Source organism: uncultured Victivallis sp. (assembly GCF_944391105.1).
Classification (GTDB): Bacteria; Verrucomicrobiota; Lentisphaeria; order Victivallales; family Victivallaceae; genus Victivallis.
Genome location: NZ_CALXSK010000025.1, coordinates 17,355 through 35,811, shown reverse-complemented (window position 1 = coordinate 35,811; position 18,457 = coordinate 17,355). Strand labels below are relative to the sequence as shown.

14 protein-coding genes are annotated in these 18,457 nt (G+C 56.9%); 11 read left to right on the top strand and 3 right to left on the bottom strand.

What is annotated here, in order from left to right:
• Positions 1 to 8: 8 nt before the first annotated feature.
• From Q0K10_RS09145 to Q0K10_RS09135, 3 genes are all read right to left on the bottom strand, one after another.
• A complete protein-coding gene (locus Q0K10_RS09145; protein WP_294506152.1) occupies positions 9 to 4,535 on the bottom strand; it encodes a hypothetical protein in 4,527 nt (1,508 codons plus the stop codon).
• A gap of 22 nt (positions 4,536 to 4,557) precedes the next feature.
• Positions 4,558 to 5,256 (bottom strand): type II secretion system protein, encoded by a 699-nt coding sequence (locus Q0K10_RS09140; RefSeq protein ID WP_294506149.1) that lies wholly within the window; start codon positions 5,254 to 5,256, stop codon positions 4,558 to 4,560.
• Positions 5,257 to 5,349: 93 nt separating this feature from the next.
• The gene (locus tag Q0K10_RS09135) at positions 5,350 to 6,402 is read right to left on the bottom strand and encodes a GntR family transcriptional regulator (RefSeq protein ID WP_294506147.1); all 1,053 of its coding nucleotides are present in this window, start codon (positions 6,400 to 6,402) and stop codon (positions 5,350 to 5,352) included.
• A gap of 198 nt (positions 6,403 to 6,600) precedes the next feature.
• On the opposite strand from Q0K10_RS09135, the gene Q0K10_RS09130 reads away from it, so the two are divergent.
• From Q0K10_RS09130 to Q0K10_RS09080, 11 genes are all read left to right on the top strand, one after another.
• Entirely contained in the window at positions 6,601 to 7,452 is an 852-nt protein-coding gene (locus Q0K10_RS09130; RefSeq protein WP_294506145.1) for a discoidin domain-containing protein, read from the top strand.
• Between the two features lie 409 nt (positions 7,453 to 7,861).
• Entirely contained in the window at positions 7,862 to 8,629 is a 768-nt protein-coding gene (locus Q0K10_RS09125; protein ID WP_294506143.1) for an ABC transporter permease, read from the top strand.
• Entirely contained in the window at positions 8,629 to 9,381 is a 753-nt protein-coding gene (locus Q0K10_RS09120; protein WP_294506141.1) for an ABC transporter ATP-binding protein, read from the top strand. Before Q0K10_RS09125 ends, Q0K10_RS09120 begins: the two co-directional genes overlap by 1 nt.
• 2 nt (positions 9,382 to 9,383) lie before the next feature.
• Positions 9,384 to 10,490: a DegT/DnrJ/EryC1/StrS aminotransferase family protein gene (locus Q0K10_RS09115; protein WP_294506138.1), complete on the top strand. Its 1,107-nt coding sequence runs from the start codon at positions 9,384 to 9,386 to the stop codon at positions 10,488 to 10,490.
• Positions 10,484 to 11,911 (top strand): TDP-N-acetylfucosamine:lipid II N-acetylfucosaminyltransferase, encoded by a 1,428-nt coding sequence (locus Q0K10_RS09110; RefSeq protein ID WP_294506135.1) that lies wholly within the window; start codon positions 10,484 to 10,486, stop codon positions 11,909 to 11,911. The genes Q0K10_RS09115 and Q0K10_RS09110 overlap by 7 nt, the downstream gene beginning before the upstream one ends.
• Before the next feature lie 38 nt (positions 11,912 to 11,949).
• Positions 11,950 to 13,155 carry an ATP-grasp domain-containing protein gene (locus Q0K10_RS09105; protein ID WP_294506132.1) on the top strand — a complete coding sequence of 402 codons (1,206 nt, stop codon included), beginning with the start codon at positions 11,950 to 11,952 and terminating at the stop codon, positions 13,153 to 13,155.
• Between the two features lie 73 nt (positions 13,156 to 13,228).
• Positions 13,229 to 14,179: a hypothetical protein gene (locus Q0K10_RS09100; protein ID WP_294506129.1), complete on the top strand. Its 951-nt coding sequence runs from the start codon at positions 13,229 to 13,231 to the stop codon at positions 14,177 to 14,179.
• Positions 14,172 to 15,464 (top strand): ATP-grasp domain-containing protein, encoded by a 1,293-nt coding sequence (locus tag Q0K10_RS09095; protein ID WP_294506126.1) that lies wholly within the window; start codon positions 14,172 to 14,174, stop codon positions 15,462 to 15,464. Before Q0K10_RS09100 ends, Q0K10_RS09095 begins: the two co-directional genes overlap by 8 nt.
• The gene (locus Q0K10_RS09090; RefSeq protein ID WP_294506122.1) at positions 15,457 to 16,365 is read left to right on the top strand and encodes an NAD(P)-dependent oxidoreductase; all 909 of its coding nucleotides are present in this window, start codon (positions 15,457 to 15,459) and stop codon (positions 16,363 to 16,365) included. The genes Q0K10_RS09095 and Q0K10_RS09090 overlap by 8 nt, the downstream gene beginning before the upstream one ends.
• A gap of 9 nt (positions 16,366 to 16,374) precedes the next feature.
• A complete protein-coding gene (locus tag Q0K10_RS09085; protein ID WP_294506119.1) occupies positions 16,375 to 17,361 on the top strand; it encodes a glycosyltransferase in 987 nt (328 codons plus the stop codon).
• Positions 17,361 to 18,302, top strand: coding sequence for a glycosyltransferase family 2 protein (locus Q0K10_RS09080; protein ID WP_294506116.1), 942 nt, complete (start codon positions 17,361 to 17,363; stop codon positions 18,300 to 18,302). Before Q0K10_RS09085 ends, Q0K10_RS09080 begins: the two co-directional genes overlap by 1 nt.
• The last annotated feature ends 155 nt before the right edge of the window (positions 18,303 to 18,457 follow it).

Sequence of the window (18,457 nt, the reverse complement as noted above, 5' to 3'; positions counted from 1 at the left end):
CGTTTTGTTCAGAATTCAAGGACGAAGCGGTTTTCTCCGGGGAGCAGCGGAAGGAGAGCCCCGGCGTCGGCCTTCGCGGCCTCGACCTCGGAACCGTTCCGCAGGATGCGCTTCGGCGGGGTGACGCTCTCGACTACGAGCCGGCTCCGCGGCCCGGCTTCGAAGTCAACCTCGAGTTTCCGGGTGTCGGGATCGTACACGGCGCGGGAGATGTCCAGTTCGTTGCACTCCGCGAAGGCCGGAGCGGAATATTTGCGCCAGAGCGTGCAGCCGAAGTGGAACGGCGCGCAGATGCCGGGCCAGTCGCGTTTGAGATTTTCCCCATGCAGTTCGAGAACTCTGGCGGTTGCCCGTTCGAGCGCAGCCGGATCTTCCCCGTACATCGAGAACGGCTGAAGGTAGGCCGAACGCATGATGAAATTCTTCTCATCGGTCAGAATCGGCAGTGAAGTCTCCCGCAGATAAGTCTGGATCTCCGGCAGCGCGCGGTCGCGGTAGAGTCGATAGAGCACGCCGGGTGACCCCTGCGACAGATCGAAGAGATCCATCGCCGTCACGAAATTCCCGGTCGGGAAACGCATGGTCTTGACTCCGTCCTCCCCGAATCCGGTCACAAGCCCGATCGCGGAGGTGTCAAATTCCGGCATCGCCCGGTTCAGATAACTCTTGAAATGGAGGCGCATCAGCGTGGGGAGCGTACGTTTGGCGGCGCGGTAAAGCGCATGCTCCGCGGTGGCGTCGTCCCCCGCGAGTTCCGCAAGACGCGAGAAGTAGACCATTCCGGCATATTCGCCGTTGAGCATATCGATCCAGGCGCCGACGCCGAATTCGCGGCAGCTGCCGGTGTGGAACGCGTAATCGTCGATGAAGAGATTGTGGCGCATGATCTCCCGGAAGAAGTGCCAGTTGGAACGCACGAGTCCCGCGTGGCCGTAAACATCCGCGAGCTGGCGGCCGACCCAGCTGGTCACCGTGCACGCTTCGTTCACATCGCCGTAGATGATCTTCGTTCCCATCCCCGGCGCATAAACGGTGGTGTTCGGATAGTAGCTGTTGAAGCTGATCGGATATTTGAGTCCGCTGAACGGCTCCTCGCGGTGACGCACGAAGTTCTTGTATTGATAGAGTTCAATCGGCTCGATGAAGCGGTTGCGGCACCGTTCCTCGAGTTTCATCCGGTTCGATTCATCGAGCAGGAGTCCGCCCTGAAGAGCGGTGGTCATTCCGAAGTTCCACGCGAAAAGGTCGATGTTTCCTGTCGGGATATCCCCGGCGGGTTTCGCGGGAGTCCACGCCGTGACCGGAACGCCTCCGCCGCAGGAGAAACGCACGCCGGAAGCGAAGATCTCATTCCACGCGCGCCCGAGTTCGCCCGCATTGCGAATCCCCGGAATCGTCAGATCCTCCGGCGGCGGCAGCGGCAGCGAATAAGCGATCGTACTGCAATTGCGCACTCCGGCCGTCGGTCCGAGCCGGGTGTTCAGCTGGAAATCGGTTACAGCCGCATCGGTTTCGACAAGTTTTCCCTGTTCAAGCGCGAAGGCGGCGAGTGGCGGCAGCGTTGCGAACGGTTCGAGCGGAGTATTCCAGTCGTCCCTGACCGGGCTGAAGCGGAAACGGTTCACGATGCGGACCCGCTGATTCTGCCGGTCCAGCGCGAAGATCTCGTCGCAGCCGACCGGCAGGTTCAGCGCCATGTTGACCCCCTGTGCGATCTGCCGCAACGCGGTTTCCGGCAGCGCTTCCGGCCAATTCGTCGAGTCGGGGGTCGTAACGCCCCACGGCCAGCCTGCGCCGACCACGCCGACCGGGCGGCCGTCCGAACCGGAAATGCGAATTCCTTCCAGAACCGTGCCGCGAAGCTGCGCAGCAAGTGAACCGGGCTGCGAGGCGAATACCAGCAGCAGCGGCTTGCCTTCCTTCCTGCGGAACAGCAGCAGCCAGGGAGCGTTCCATTTTCCGTCACGCTTCCGGTCGAAGAACTCCGGCGTGCGGCGCAAATCGGCAATGCGAACTCCCTGACCAGTGCTCCAGGCGGCGTAATCAAACGTGTTCTCCTGCGCGAGCATCACCTCGGACTGCGGGAACGTATAACGAATGAAAGGAGCCAGCAGCGTCATCTGCAGTTCCCGCGTCTGGCCATTCGATTTGACGCGATAGGTCTTGCCGATCCAGTCGACGGCGCTGACTGCGATTTCCGGAGTCCCGGCATTCTCCGAGACGGTCAGGTACGGGCGCGATCCGAACCTTGCCTCGCCGCGCAGATTGCCGACCCGGACGGTGAACCGGTTCGGTTCGCCCCAGCGGACCTTGTCCTGCGGAATGGGATAGACGCGCGGCGTCATCCAGTGATACGGCACAGTTTCGCCGGTCTCCCCGATTACAACGCCGTTGAGCCAGGTTCTGTCCACGTCGTCGATGCCGCCCTTGACTTCAAATACCAAACGTTTGCCTTTCCAGGCCGGATCCATCAGAAGTTCGGTGGTGTATTCCACTTCGCCGACGCCGGACCACTCCTCGCACGGATCAATCTCGCCGGATGCGGCGGCGGCGGAGGGGAACGCGACCTCCCCCTTCACAACTTTTCGACTCCAATCCGCAAACGGGATGGAGAGTTTGCCGTCCGCGTCAAAGCGATAGCTCTGGGCGCCGTTCGACACGGTCAGGTCCCGGCTGATGCTGTCGCAGGAGAGCCCCTCCCCGATCAGCCATCCGAACCGCCCCATGTTGTCACGCGACATCCCGGGCCGGTAGACCAGCTCCGCGGCCGGCGTGATTCCAGCCTCTTCAAGCACGGAGTCGACAAGCGAACTGTCGGCTGCGGCGCGCTGTGCGAGCAACTCCTTTTCGCGTGCGTCAAGCGCGGCGAGCGCCGGAGCGTTGCCGAGCGCGGCGGCACGCAGAAAAAATTTGTCGTAAAACACCTCCCCGGGTTCGAGCGCACTGCCGATCCCGCAGGCGAAGTGCAGAATCGCCCCGTCCTCGGCGAGGAACGGCGTCCCGTCCTCAAACGAAAGCAGCGCCCGCCCGCGCCGGAGCGAACTCTTGAAATAACGCCCGAAATCCCCGTCGACGAAGGTACGTCCCGAAAGCAGCGGATGCTCCGCCGCCTTCCCGACCTTCGACCGCGATGCGAAACCGGTCAGCGCCAGCGGTTCGAGCGCAATCGGCAACCGGACACTCACTTCAGGATCGGCGGGGTCGCCATAGACGATCAGCCGTTTTCCCTTCGCGAGTCCGTCGAGCACCGCGGCCGGATTTCCCGGAGCGGCGCGCGAGTAGACGAGCACATCGGCCGCCTCCGGAGAATCCGCAAGTTCGACGATCCCCTCCGCATTGTCGAGCAGGCGCCCGCGGAATCCCGCGGTCGTCACCGGATCGTCGATGATCCCCGGCGAAACGCGGCTCTGGATCCGCCCCGAGAGATCGTCGTTGTCGAAGTCAAACCAGACCTTCACCGGCGTGACGCCGGGAACCGTGCGCACCTGCTTTTCACGCGGGGACGGGACGACGATGAAATCCACCCCGGCTCCGGAAAGCTCGTCGGCGCTGACGATGCGGACATCCTCGATCTCGACCTCGGCCGTACTGCCGGCGGGATTCCCGGAACCGTTCAGGATGAACTTCAACTGTTTCAGCTCCCAGAGCGCGTCACCGAGGCTGAAATCGGTGTCGAGTCCATAGACAACGGTCTTGTATTCGTCGTTGCGGACTTCAATGCCGGACGTATTGATGTTATCCCACTTACCGTTGCGGATCACGACGAGACAGGTGGTCAGATGGGCGCTGCCGTTCGTCGACTTGCCGCGCACCCGGAATGCGAGTTTCTGCTGGGCGGCGGCGCGGCCGTTCAGCTGCGACAGCGCGATCACATAATTGTTTTTCGCGGTGTTGGTCAGCGAGATGACGCAACCGCTGCGGCCGTTGTCCGTCACCTTGCCGTCGCCGACTCCGGGGACGGCGAGCAGACGGAACTTCAAATTGTCGATGCCGGAGGGGAGCGCATCCGCCTGTTGTTTCACTTCCGGCGTCTCCGTCGAGGCGGCCACTGCATCGGAGATGTTGAATTTGCGGATCTCGATCATGCTTTTCTTCCCCTGCGGTTCCCCGGTTGAGCGGAGCACGAACTTCAGCTGACGCAGCGTCCCGGGCGAGGTATTGTCCCGGAACTCCTTGAAGTCGAGCCGGACCGCTTTCTCCTCGCAGGAGAGAATCGGCAGGGTCGGCCCCTCGTGCGTGATCCATTTGCCGTTGCGTTCGATCAGAATGAACGGCGTCAAAACCGCCTTGCCGTTCTCCGCGGAACCGCGCAGCGTAAAACTCATCTGCTTCCCCGCCGCGGGCACCGGGGCGGGGTTGCTCATCGCGGTCACATAGTTGTTGACGCCGTCGCTGTTCACCAGCTCGATGGAAAAACCGTCCGGCGCGGGAGTCACCTTGCCCTCCCCCCGGCTCCCGGCCGGCAGCAGCACCCAGTCTGCGGCGCAGACCGCGGTACAGGCGGCCAGACCGCACAACATCAGAAATTTTCTCATGAATATACCTCCTTTTTACGGTTCAATAATCGGTCCGCCACATCTGAATGTTGTCTTCCTTCAAAAAGCTGCCGGTCGCATTGCCGCAGATTGTCCAGACGTAGAGCCACGGCTGGGCGACCTCGGTTTTGCTGAGCAGCTTCGCATGGCCGTCGACAAACGAGATATTGCGGGAACTGTTCCCGATGTGGCGATTGGCGGCGATGTTCTGCTCCGAAACCAGGCTCGTGCTGGAAACGAAATTGTCATAATTCGGGTGAATCGCCGTATCGTACTGCAGAACCGTGAGAGAGGGTTTCTTGATCTGACTGGTCTTGAACTGAAATCCCCAGGTCCATGCCATGCGGTTCATGCCGTAGTGGATCTTGGTTCCGTTCGGGGTCTCCTGAGCGCGCAGTTCGGTCGGACAGGCGAAGATGCCGGTAACGGCGTTCTTGTTCTCATTCGACACGTCGACCGGCTTCTGGACCAGACCGGCCTTGTAGAGCTGTTCAAACCACATCTCGTTCGTCTTTTCGTTCCACGCCTTCGGGAGGTAATCATCCGAAACATTCGTATACATGACCGTGCAGAGGGCCAGTTGTTTGACATTCCCCAAACACTTCAGGCTCTGAGCACGGTCGCGGGCCTGATTCAATGCAGGCAGCAGCATCGACGCGAGAATTGCAATGATCGCAATCACCACGAGGAGCTCGATCAAAGTAAACTTGTTTCTTCCCATGTTGTGTCCTCCTTGCTTTGTTTGGTGTGTCTGGAGCCCATGGCCCCGAAAAATGCTGTTGGAAACTGTAAAAAACGGCACATCCCCGCTCCGTTACGGAAACGATTCGCGCAGAACAAGTTCAGCCGGTACATCCACCGAGTTCAGCGCGCCTTTTCCCTCGCAATATTCAACCAGTGTCCGGAAACCGGTCCGCCCGAGCTCGCCGCGGTGCAGTTCGATGCTCGACAGCGACGGAACCATGTAGCCGGAACCATTGAGATTGTCGCTGCCGAGAATCGCAAGATCTTCGGGAATCCGGAGGTTGAGCTCATATGCCGCGCGATAGGCGCCGAGCGCCATCGCATCGGAGGCGAGAAACAGTCCGTCCGGAGTTTTCCCCGCCCGCACGAGCCGATGCAGCAGGACATAGCCGCCGGAATCCTTGTCCTCGTGCGCAAGGGCATAAGAGGCGTCCGGCATGATCCCCGCGCGCAGAAACGTATCCCGGGCACACTCCAGTTTGAAGTGGTCAATTCCTTCGAACTGATGCTCCCAGAAGCTGAACACAGCCACCCGCCGGCGGCCGGAACGCCGGAACAATTCGGCCGCCTCCCGGAACACCGGACCGATTCCCGGCCTGACATGCGGAACGCCGCTCGACTCGCTGTAGTCGTGAATGGACAGCATCGGGATTCCGAACCGCAGAAAATCCCGGTAAGCCACTGCATGCGACATCCCGAGAACCAGCATTCCCACGGTACGCGACGAATCGAAATTTCCGGGAAAAAAGTAGGAGTTGAGATTGCGGAACGTCGTCTGGCTGAAATCATAATCGTCATAATTCTCCGCTTCCGCGGATATGCCCTGATAGACATCCGCCCAGAACGACTGGCTGTCCACGGTGCCGCTCCCGAAATAGACGATCTCGATATGTTTGCGGAACGGGCTGTTCCGGAGCCGGGTCGCCTTGCCCTGGGTGATTTCAAGAATTTTCAGTTCGTGCAGATTCGACAGAGCCTGGGAGACGGTGTGTTTGCTCACATCAAACCGCCGGGCAAGATGCCGCACGGACGGCAGAACGTCCCCGGGGCGGTATACCCCGGTGCGGATCTCTTCAAGCAGCTGATTTTTCAGCCATTCGGATTTGGAGATGTTTTTTATCACGATTTGCGTCTCCTGTCCCGCCAACTGTCCTACACAGTTAATTATGGGAATAAAACCATACTTGTGTCAACCGTGCAAACCAATTTTTTCCTGTTTTTTTTCAATTTTCCGAAAGGGTGGCGCCTTGTTCCGCTCATCTTGACAAATCCCTGCAATTCCACTATATTAATCAGGGTAAAAAGGCCCGGAAAGGTGTGAATGATGAAACAGACGTTTTATGCTGCCATGGCGTTTGCTCTTGCGGCGGTCGGAGCAAATTACGGGAACGCCGCCGAAAACATCGCGGTCGGAGCCAAAGCGACCGCCAGCTCCATCGAACAGGCGGATTGTTCCGCTGCCAACGCCGTGGACGGCCGCGGCAACACCCGCTGGTCCTCGAAGCGAACCGACAACGAATGGCTGCTGGTCGATCTCGGCGCCCCGAAAACCGTCGCGCAGATCCAGCTTGACTGGGAGGCCGCGGCGGGGAAGGAATACGTCATTCAGTTTTCCGACGACGGACAGAATTTCAAAGATGTCTATACCGTGACCGACGGCAAACCCGGCGCCCGGGAGTATATCCGCATCAAACCGCAGGAAACGCGCTACATCCGTCTGCTCGGCAAAAAACGGGCAACGCAGTACGGATACTCCCTCTGGGAGATGAAGGTATTCCCCGAACATGACAGTCTGGTCTACGGCGCCAAAGTGACGGCGAGTTCCACGCAGGGGAATCTCAAGCCGGAAAACGTGATCGACGGGCGGGACACCACCCGCTGGTCCTCCAACCGGACCGACAACGAATGGATCACGCTCGATCTCGGCGCGGATAAGACGATCGGCAAAATCGTCCTGAAGTGGGAAGAGGCAGCCGGCAAGGAGTATGCAGTTCAGGTCTCCTCCGACGGAGAAAACTTCATGGAAGTGTTCCGCAAGACCGACGGCAAGCGGAAGGCGACCGAAACGATCGTCATCGATCCTGTGACCGCACGGTTCGTGCGCATTCAGGGAATCAAACGCGCGACCAACTACGGATATTCCCTCTGGGAGATCGAGCTCTACTCCAAGTAAGAGCCTCCGTTTCGAAAAGGCCGCCGGAATTCCGGCGGCCGACCTCCTCCTGACAGCCGATATCCAAGAAGCTGGTCGGACTCAAGTCGATCTGCCGCTCATGCATTGAAATCCTGCGGGAATCATCCCGGTTGCGGAACGACGGAGCGCCTCATTTTCGAAAAAACAGGATTCGGAAAACGGACCGGACGGCGGGGCGTTTTCCTCCTCCGGACAATCTTCTCGGACAGAACCGGATTTTCCCGGAACAGAGGCGGCAGGGACGAACCGTGAACTTGACTTTCCAGAATCGAGGTGCTATATTGTGTCCTGTTTCAGAAAGTACTTACCGAAATCGCGGTGAGTATCGACAATGGGAATTTATGGGATTGGGGTCTGAACTTTCCGGATAAATCGGATCAAATAGGCAATGCTTCAGAAAACAGCGATCGTTTTCGACCAGATTTACGTACTTGTTCTGCGTGATTTCAAATTAAAATACAACTCGACGGCACTGGGATTTTTATGGTCCTTCCTCGTTCCAGTGCTGCAGAGTCTGGTTTATTATGCCGTTTTCAACAGCGTTGCGCGCTTCGGCATCAGGAACTATCTGCTGTACATGCTCAGCGGCATGTTCCTGTGGTATTTCTTCAGCGGAGCCGTCACCATGAGTCTCCACTGTTTTCCAGGAAATGCGACGCTGCTCAAGAAAACCGCATTCGACCGCAGTCTGCTGGTATTCAGCCGGCTGCTGACGGAACTGATCCATTTTCTGCTGATTATTCCAGTGATGTTTCTGCTGATGCTCGTATACAAGATCGTTCCGGGCTGGTCGGTGCTGACGATGCCGATCATACTTCTCGAATTTTTCTTTTTCACGGCCGGAATCTGTTACGCGCTGGCGACGCTGAACGTGTTCTTCCGTGATCTGGAACGGATCATCGGAGTTCTGCTGCAGGCGTGGTTTTTCATGTCTCCGATCTTCTACCATCTGGACAATCTCCACGGCAAGCTCCGGGTTCTGGTCATGTGGTGCAATCCGATCTCCTGCTACATGGAGGGGTGGCGCAACATCTTTTACGATCCGGTCTGGAACTGGAAACTTCTGGCAATCGGCGTGGTTCCGGCCCTCCTGAGCTGGCTGATCGGCTATGGGATTTTTCGTCTGAAATGCGATAAAATTGCGGAGCAGATGTGATGCAGGATTACGCCATCGACATTCAACATCTCGACAAGAGTTTCACGCTGTTCCGCCATACCACCGGAATCAAGGGGATGGTGCTGCATCTGCCCAAATATATCAAAGACCGAACCTCGCCCCGGACCAAGCAGGTGTTCAAGGACTTCTCTCTCCAGGTTCCCGCGGGAGAAACACTCGGCATCGCCGGAGCGAACGGCTGCGGGAAAACCACGCTGCTCAGTCTCATCGGCAAGGTCATAAAACCCGATCGCGGCACCGTGAAAACCCGGGGACGGATCAGCATGATGCTCGCTCTCGGCGCAGGGTTCGCCAATGAACTTTCCGGCCGGGAGAACATCATTCTGAACGGCGTGCTCCAGGGGATGCCGCGCCGGAAAATGAACGAGCTGCTCGAAGAGATCATCGATGTGACGGAGATTTCCGGGGAGTTTATCGATGCGCCGATCTACACCTACTCCTCCGGAATGAGAGCCAGGCTGGGATTCGGGGTGGCGATCATGACCGACCCGGACATTCTGCTTGTCGACGAGGTGCTGTCGGTGGGAGACTCGGCGTTTCAGCAGAAATGCACCGAGATGATCCGGGCCAAGCAGAAAAAGGGGATGACGATCGTTCTCGTCAGTCACAACCGTTCGCAGCTCCGGGATTTCTGCACGTCTCTGATCTATATGCAAGGCGGTCAAGTTCTGCTTTCCGGTTCTCCCGAATCGGTAATGGCGGAAATCAACAATAGAAAGCTGGTTTTTTAATCATGAGCAAGATATTTGTCACCAAAACTTTTCTTCCGCCGGAAAAAGAGTATCAGGAGTATGTTTCCGGCATCTTCCAGCGCTGTCAGCTGACCAACCAGGGACCGCTTCTCAAGGAACTGGAAGCCAGACTTTCCGAGTACCTCGGGGTGAAGCATTTTCATTATATCACCAACGGGACCGTGGCGCTGCAGCTGGCGTTGCGGGTTCTGGGTATCGACGGAGGAGAGGTCATCACCACGCCGTTCTCCTATGTTGCGACCACCTCCGCGATTCTGTGGGAGCACTGCGTGCCGGTCTTTGTCGACATCGACCGTGAGACTCTGGCACTGGATCCGGCCAGGATCGAGGAAGCGATCACCCCCCGGACCCGGGCGATTATGCCGGTCCACGTTTTCGGTTACCCCTGCGATGTGGATGCCATTCAGGAGATCGCCGACAAACACCATCTGAAAGTCATTTACGATGCGGCGCACGCGTTCGGGGTCCGGTATCGCGGGCAGTCGCTCCTGAATTACGGAGACATCTCCACGCTCTCGTTCCATTCGACGAAACTGTTCCATACCATCGAGGGCGGCGCCTGCATTGTGAAGGACAAGGCCGTTTCGGACGAGCTTGAGGTCATGAAACGGTTCGGCCACGACAGCGATCACCACATCTGCATGGGAATCAACGCCAAACAGTCGGAATTCCACGCGGCGATGGGGCTTGCGCTGCTGCCGCATCTGCCGGAGATTTACGCCGGTCGCCGCCGGGTTTCGGAGCAGTACGACGCGTTGCTGAAAGGCTGTGTGAAACGTCCGAAGAGCGTGCCGGATCTGGAGTACAATTATGCGTACTACCCCGTCATCTTCCGGTCGGAGGAGGAGTTGCTCAAAGTGTTGCGGACGCTGAACCGAATGGGGATCTATCCCCGACGCTATTTCCATCCGAGTCTGAACAAACTTCCCTATCTGGAACGGCAGATCGCATGCCCGGTTTCGGAAGACATCGCCAGCCGGATCGCCTGTCTGCCGCTTTATCCGGAGCTGCCGGCAGAAATTGTGGAAAAGATTTCGTCAACCATACGTCAAGTGCTTCAGGAAGAAGCGGGAGGAGCAGAATGTTGAACTTACTTTCCGCATGGGCCTTGCTGCCGACGCTCACTCCGATTTCGGAAGAGAGTTTTGAGTGGCTGATCGTGCTGCTTCTGATCCTCATTGTTCTGATGCTGCTGCTGGTTCTTCTCGCCGGAGCTTTCCTCTGCCTTGGCGTACTGGGCGGAGCGTTGCTGATGATCGGAGGAGTGCGCGAGCGGGTTGTCGCAAAACTGAAGAAAGTTCTGTCGCATTTTCCGAGGACCAAGGCTTTCCTGAAAAAGCTGCTCGGCCGACCGGCGGCACCCCCCGCGGTTTCGCGTCCCGCGGCGAAAGCGTCCCTGAATTTATCGAAAAGCAATGCGGCTCAGTCCGACGCCCCGGGCATGACCAGGGATCTCTCGCAGGGGCTCTACTTCAACTATCAGCAGGTGTTCGACATCACCTCCTACAAATACGTTCACATCATGAACAACGGGATCCACAGCGTCGGGATCATCAACTTCATCTGCAGCAATTTCGACACGTCGGAACACTGTTTCATCTTTCCGTACATCATGTATCCGAAGACGCAATTCGCGTTGAGGCGCCGGAAAAACGTCTTCTTCGGCAACCTGATCAACATGCCGCTCAAGACCCTCAACAAGATCATCATCCACGGTCTTTTCGACCAGCGTCTGGTCAATTTCTTTTATGTGAAGCGGGAGTATCTGGCCAAAACCTACTGGTTCATCTGGGGCGGCGATCTTTACAACAGTCCCAAAGATGAGAAAAACACTTTTGTAAAAAACAACGTTCATGCCATCATCACGGCGTTTGACCGGCAGGAGTATGAGAAACGGTTCAAACCGGGGAAAAAATGCTGTTATGCGACCTACCCCCACGAAATTCATTCCAGAATGCTGAAACGGACGCGCAAGGATGATTATCTGCTGGTGCAGATCAACAACTCGGCAGATACTCTGACTCTGGAAATGCTGCGGACGCTGGGAAAATTCCGAAATGAGAAGATGATCGTCACCACCATCTTGTCCTACCACAGCGATGGTCAGAAAGACCTGCTCTCCTCCATCTGCCGTACCGGTTATTCCATATTCGGAGAGAAATTCCAGCCGATTTTCAATTTCATGCCGAAACGGCTGTATGCGCGCCACCTGGCGAATGTCGACATCTATATTTCCAATCAGCGGCGTCAGCAGGGGAACGGCAGTGCCGTAATCATTGCAAGTCTGGGCAGGAAGGTGTATCTCTCCCCGGCCAACCCGGTGTATCACCATTATAATCAGCAGGGGATCAAGATCTTCAACTCGAATGACATCGCCCACATGAGCTTTGAGGAGTTCCGCCGATATGATTCCGAGCAGCTTCTGCCCGGAGTCGAAAAGTTGCGTCATCGCATGATGGACAGCACCAAGGTCAAACAATGGCAGCAGGTCTTTAAAGATGTGTGTTGAAGGTTTTTGAAGTTTGCTGCGGGAAGGGAAATAGAGAGATGAGTGGAAAGAAAATATTGCTTCTCGGGGGATCGCACTTTCAGATTCCATCTGTAAAAACGGCCAAACGGCTTGGACTTTATACGATCACCTGCGATTATCTGCCGGACAATCCCGGCCACAAATTCGCGGATGAATATCACAATGTCAGCACGACGGACCGGGAAGCAGTGCTGGATCTGGCGCGCAAACTCAAAATCGACGGCATCGTCTGCTACGCATCGGATCCGGCCGCGCCGACCTGTGCTTATGTTGCCGAAAAACTCGGTCTGCCGGGGCAGCCATATCGTTCGGTGGAGATTCTCGCGAACAAGGATCTTTTCCGCAATTTTCTGACGGAAAACGGATTTCTGGTTCCCCGCGCCCGCGGCTTCTCCCGTCTGGAAGACGCCAGGGCGGACTGGAAAAACTTCCGGCTTCCGGTCATGGTCAAGCCGGTCGACTCCTCGGGCAGCAAGGGGGTTTCCAAAATTGATTCGGAAGCCGAACTTGAAAAAGCCGTGGAGTATGCGCTCTCGTTTTCCAGGTGCAAACGATTCATCATCGAGGAGTACATCGACAAGTACGGCTATCAGATTGCCGGAGACGGTTTCTCGGTCGACGGGAAGCTCGTCTTCCGCAGTTTTGCGAATGAGCACTTTCAGATTTCCGGAGGAAATCCGTTTGTTCCGATCGGAGAAAGCTGGCCGTACAATATGCCGGAACGGGTACACGAAAAAGTCCATCGGGAGATTCAGAAGGCACTGGATCTGCTCAAAATGCGGACGGGGGCCTACAATTTCGACATCCGCATCGACCGGGACGAAAACGTCTATCTGATGGAGATCGGTCCCCGGAACGGAGGGAATCTGATTGCCCAGGTTACGCAGTATGCGACCGGAGTGGACATGGTGGAATACACGATCAAGGCTGCGATGGGAGACGATTGCTCGGATCTGCACATGGCGCCAGTCAAAGGATTCTGGTCCTGCTACATGGTACATTCCCGGAAGGGGGGGAAGTTCGTCGGGGTGAACTGCTCGGACGAGTTTAAGAAGAACAACATCGTGGAATTCGACATGCTGGTGAAACCCGGGGAGGAAGTTCCCGCGTTCAACGGGTCGAACGGGACGCTCGGAACGATGATTCTGAAATACGCCTCGCTCGATGAGATGCTTTACAAAATGGACCACATGGAAGAGTTCGTCCAGGTCGAGGTCGAGTGAAAAACCGGCATTTTGAACCGACTGTGGAGCAGACGGATTACAGAAGTTCAGCAGCGGATATCTGGCAGCGAGGATGAAAACAGATTGCAACAAGGAAATCGGCGGTTATTTCGAGCTGGAATTGCCGTGCGGAAGTTCGTACCATCGGGACGCGGCGGCGCTCAACAGTGGACACAACGCCCTGCGCTGTCTGGTTCGGAACAGGAAGATTCGAAAACTGCGCATTCCCCGTTACACGTGCCCGGTGGTTCCGGATGCGTTGCAACGGGAGGGATGTGAATTTTCCTTTTACGAAATCGGGGAGGATTTTCTGCCGGTCGACGATCTCCCTGAAACGGATTACATTTTGTATACCAATTACTTCGGGGTATGCGCACGGCAGGTGGAAGCTCTTGCGGGCCGATATCCGAAGCTGATCGTCGACAACGCTCAGGCGTTTTACATGCCGTTTCGCGGGATGGCCGGGTTTTACTCTCCCCGAAAATTCGTCGGGGTTCCGGATGGCGGGTATCTGTACGGAACCGTCCCCCCGGAAGAAAAACTGGAACGCGCCTGCTCCTGGGACAAGATGACCCCTCAGCTCAAACGCCTCGACTGTGGTGCCGGAGCGGGCTATCCGGATTTTCAACGCAGCGAGCGGCAGCTGTGGGAGGAGCCGGTGCTCGGAATGTCGCATCTTACGGAAAAAATTCTCAACAGCATCGATTATGAGAGCATCCGCGCAAAGAGGCTGAAGAATTTCCAGTATCTGCATTCGGCACTCGGAACCAGGAACGGATTGAAACTGGAGTTGACGCCACTCGATGTTCCGATGGTGTATCCGTTTCTGAGCGCCGACTCCGGGCTGCGTGACAAGTTGATCGCCAATCGGATATTTGTCGCGAAATACTGGCCGGGGATGGAGCAGTGGTGTCAGGAAACAGCATGGGAGCTGCATCTGCAGCAATATCTGGCGCCCCTGCCGATCGATCAACGTTATGACATTGCTGATATGCAGCGAATTCTGGAGGTGATGAATGTCTAGTCTTCAAGGGAAAAAACTTCTGGTTCAGGGAGCCATTTATCTGCTTCGGGAGGTGGTGAGGGAGGCGCACAAGCAGGGGGCGCATGTCACCGTCATCGACTACTTGGAAAACTCTCCGGCCAAAAAGCAGGCCGACGAGAATTATCTGGTGAGCACCACCGACGTCGAAGCAGTGACCCGTCTGATCCGGGAGCGACACATCGACGGGATTTTAACCGGTTTCATCGACTCCATGCTCCCGTATTATCAGGAGATCTGCGAGAAGACCGGTCTGCCGTGTTATCTCACGAAGCGGCAGATTCAGGATACGACGGACAAAGTCAGATTCAAGGAGTTGTGCCGGCAATTCGATATTCCGGTGGTGGAGGAGTATCAAATCACTCCTGATGCCACAGATGAAGAACTCGGGAAACTGAAGTATCCGGTCATCGTCAAGCCGGTGGACAACAGCGGAGCGCGCGGAATTTCCATCTGCCGCTCGCCGGAGGAGCTGCGCCGCGGAATCGAATACGCGCTCACCTTCTCCGCGCAGAAGAAGGTGATCGTCGAACGGTTCATGCAGTGCAAGGAGGCGACGCTGTTCTACCTCTTTGTCGACGGCGAGGTCTACCTTACCGCGATGGGGAACCGCCACATTCAGGAGACGCGGGAGGGTTCGTTGAAACTGCCGGTTGCCTACACGTTCCCGTCGCGTTATCTTCCCCGATATCTGGAGTCGATCCACCCCCGCGTCGTGAAAATGTTCCAGTCCATGGGGATGAAGAACGGAATGGCGTTCATCCAGAGCTTCGTGGAGAACGGGGAGTGTATTTTCTACGAAATTGGACTGCGGTTGACCGGCAGTCTGGAATATATTCTGCTGGAAGCGATTGGAGGATACAATCCGCTGGAGATGATGGTTCGCTTCGCTCTGACCGGAAAGATGCGCGAGGAGCAGACGCCGTTCCGGCCGGATCCGTTCTTCGGCGGGCGTTATGCGGGGAATCTGACGTTTCTGATCCGGCCGGGAACCATCGGCAAAGTCGAAGGCCTGGAGGAGACGGCCGCAATCCCCGGAGTGGTCCGGATGTTCCAGTCCTATTATCCCGGCGACACCATCCCGGAACAGGCCTGGGGCACGCTGGCCCAGGTCGTGCTGCGGGTGCTGCTCGTGGCGGATACCCGTGAGGAGCTGATCGAGGCCATGAGCCAGGCGACACGTCATGTCCGGGTTCTTTCCGACCGGGGTGAGGATCTTCTGCTTCCGCCCTTCCGTTTAGAGGAGCTTCGGAAGTGCGATGTCTGATGGTGCGCGAATCCTTCTGCTGACGGGGGCCTCGGGAGTTCTGGGCGGGCATCTGCTCCGCCGTCTGTCGGGGAGTGGAGTACAGCTTCGTGTATTGACATCCGGCCGTTCGGATGCGGCGAAATTCGCCCCGCTTCCGCCGGAAAATGTTCACCGGTTCGATGAGCTTGAAGAAAATCCGGGACTCATTGCTCCGGGGAGTATCGTCATCCATGCCGGGTTTGCCAGAACGCCCGGCGGGAAGGAGCTCGCGGCAAGCATTGATTCCGCGCAGCGGCTCTTCACCGTCGCGGTGCGCGAAAAAGCAGCGGGAATCCTCAACATTTCGTCGCAAAGCGTCTATTCTCCCGCCAGGCAGCAGCCGGCGAAGGAGTCAGACGCGCCCGCCCCGGCCGATCTCTACGGGATGGCGAAATTCGCCTGTGAACGACTTGGGGAAAGCATTTCCGCAGGCAGTTCCACACGGTTCACCAGTCTGAGACTGGGGAGCTTGATCGGCCCGGAATATCCGGAGCGCATTCTGTCCAAATTTCTCGCGCGGCTGTTGAAACGGCAGAATCTGAAACTGATCGGTGGCCGGCAGGTATTCTCCCTGCTCGATGTTCGAGACGCGGCCGAAGCGGTCATTGCATTTTCGAAGATGCCGCCGGAACGCTGGGAGGCTTGTTACAATCTCGGCAATCCGGTGTCGATTCCGATCGCGGAACTTGCCCGCAGGGCGGCGGCGGCGGTTCGGCGCATTACCGGGTTTGAAGCGGCCATTGAGCTGGAGGAAACGGATCTGGCGCTGAATTCATCGCTGGATTCCGAACGGTTCCGCGCCATGACCGGCTGGGCGCCGCGTCACACACTGGAAGAGAGCATCGATACGATTCTTTCATTTATGGCAGGACAGAACTAAGGGGATAAAATGTCGGAGACTCCTCTGGTCAGCGTTGTCAGCCTGGCTTACAATCACGCGAAATTCATCCGGGAAATGCTCGAAAGCGTCGTCACTCAAAAGACGGATTTCCCGTTCGAACTGCTCGTGCACGATGACGCCTCGACCGACGGAACCGCGGAGATCATTCGCGAATACGAGGCGAAATATCCGGAGATCGTCAAACCGATCTATCAGACAGAAAACCAGTGGCGAAAACCGGGTCACACATCGAAACTTTTCATTTATCCCAAAATCCGGGGGAAATACGTGGCGTTCTGCGATGGAGACGACTACTGGACTTCTCCGGACAAGCTGCAGAAGCAGGTGGATTTTCTCGAAGCGCACCCGGATTACTCCATGTGTTTTCATCCGGTGGAAATCCGCTGGGAAGGGGATGAGCGGCCGCCGGAAATCTTCCCCTCCCCCGGGTTTCGTTTTCACAAGAAGAGCCTCACGTTCCGCGATCTGAAGAAACACAATTTCATCCAGACCAACTCCGTGATGTACCGGTGGCGTTTTCACCGGGATCCGCTGTCGCTGATTCCGGACCGGGTCATGCCGGGAGATCATTTTCTGCATCTGCTGCACGCGGCGGTTGGGAAAATCGGTTTTCTTGACGAAACGATGTCGGTTTACCGCAAACATTCCGGGGGGATCTGGCACGATGCGCGCCGGAGCGACGAGTTCTATCTGCAGATGGGGATTCTGATGATGAACTTTCATACGGAAGCGATGAAGCAGTTTCCCACGCGCTGCAATCGTCTCGCGGAGGTCGCGGCCTGCCGGATTCTGGCCGACCGGATGGTTCGGGCGGCGCTTGTCCAAAAAGCCTTCGACCGGTTGCGGATTCTGGCTGACACATATCCGGAATATTATCGTCGGGCGATCGAAAAAGGGCAAACGGGGTTAAAACGGGAAGAGCTGCGGCTGAAAATCTTCCGCTACATCTTGAAAAAGCTGCCTTTATGCAAGTGATGAAACGATCTGTTCCACCTCGAATCGAAATTCTGCTGGGCACGTTCAATTCGGAACGCTATCTGGAGGCGCAGCTGGAGTCGATTTTGACCCAGACGGTTACGGATTTCCGGCTGCTGATCCGCGACGGCGGCTCGGAGGATCGCACACGGGAAATCATCGATCGATACCGCTCCGCCCATCCGGACCGGATTGTCTTTCTGGAAACGGGTTCTGCGAAAGCGTGTGAGAACTTTTCCCGTCTGACGGAGGCCTCGGAGGCGGAACTGGTCATGTATGCCGACCATGACGATGTCTGGCATCCGGAAAAACTGGCGATGACGGAGCGATGCTACCGGGAAGCGGAGAAGCGATATGGGAAGAGCTGTCCGATTCTCGTTTTCACGGATCGGATTGTGACGGATTCGCAGCTGAACAAGCTGTCGGATTCGTCGTTCCAGTTTCAGAAACTTGATCCGGAGAAAACGGAGTTTCGCCGGCTGCTGCTGCAGAATATCCCGGTGGGAAACACCATGCTGGTGAACCGGGCGCTTCTGGAACGGGCCAGGCCGATTCCATACGATGCGGTTATGCATGATCACTGGCTGGCCCTGGTGGCGGCGGCGTTCGGAAGGATCGTCTATCTGCCGGAGCCAACGCTGCTCTATCGGCAACATGAAAAAAATGTATTTGGAGCGAGACGGGTATCGCCGGGATATTTTCTGAATCTGCTGATTCGGGGAAGACGGCTTGTCCGGGAGAGACTGTCGGCGGACTTTCATCAGGCGGAGATGTTTCTGGAGCGATACGGAGACGAACTGTCTGCGCGGGAAAGAGACACACTTCAAGCCTGCGCCCGGATACCGGAGGCGGGATTTTTCCGGAAGCGTTATCTGCTCCTGCGATACGGAATAGGCAAACAGGGGATGCTGCGGACTCTCGGATTGTTTCTCCTGGTGTAACAACAGCTTTCGGAAAAAATACGGCAAGTCATGTTTGCCGGCAGGACCCGACCGGAAACGGTTGAAGCAAAGCATCGGACGCGGCTTTCTTCCCGACTCCGGCGCAGTATATCTTTATTCGTAAAAATCTTTCATCCGGGATTGAAAATCCTCCC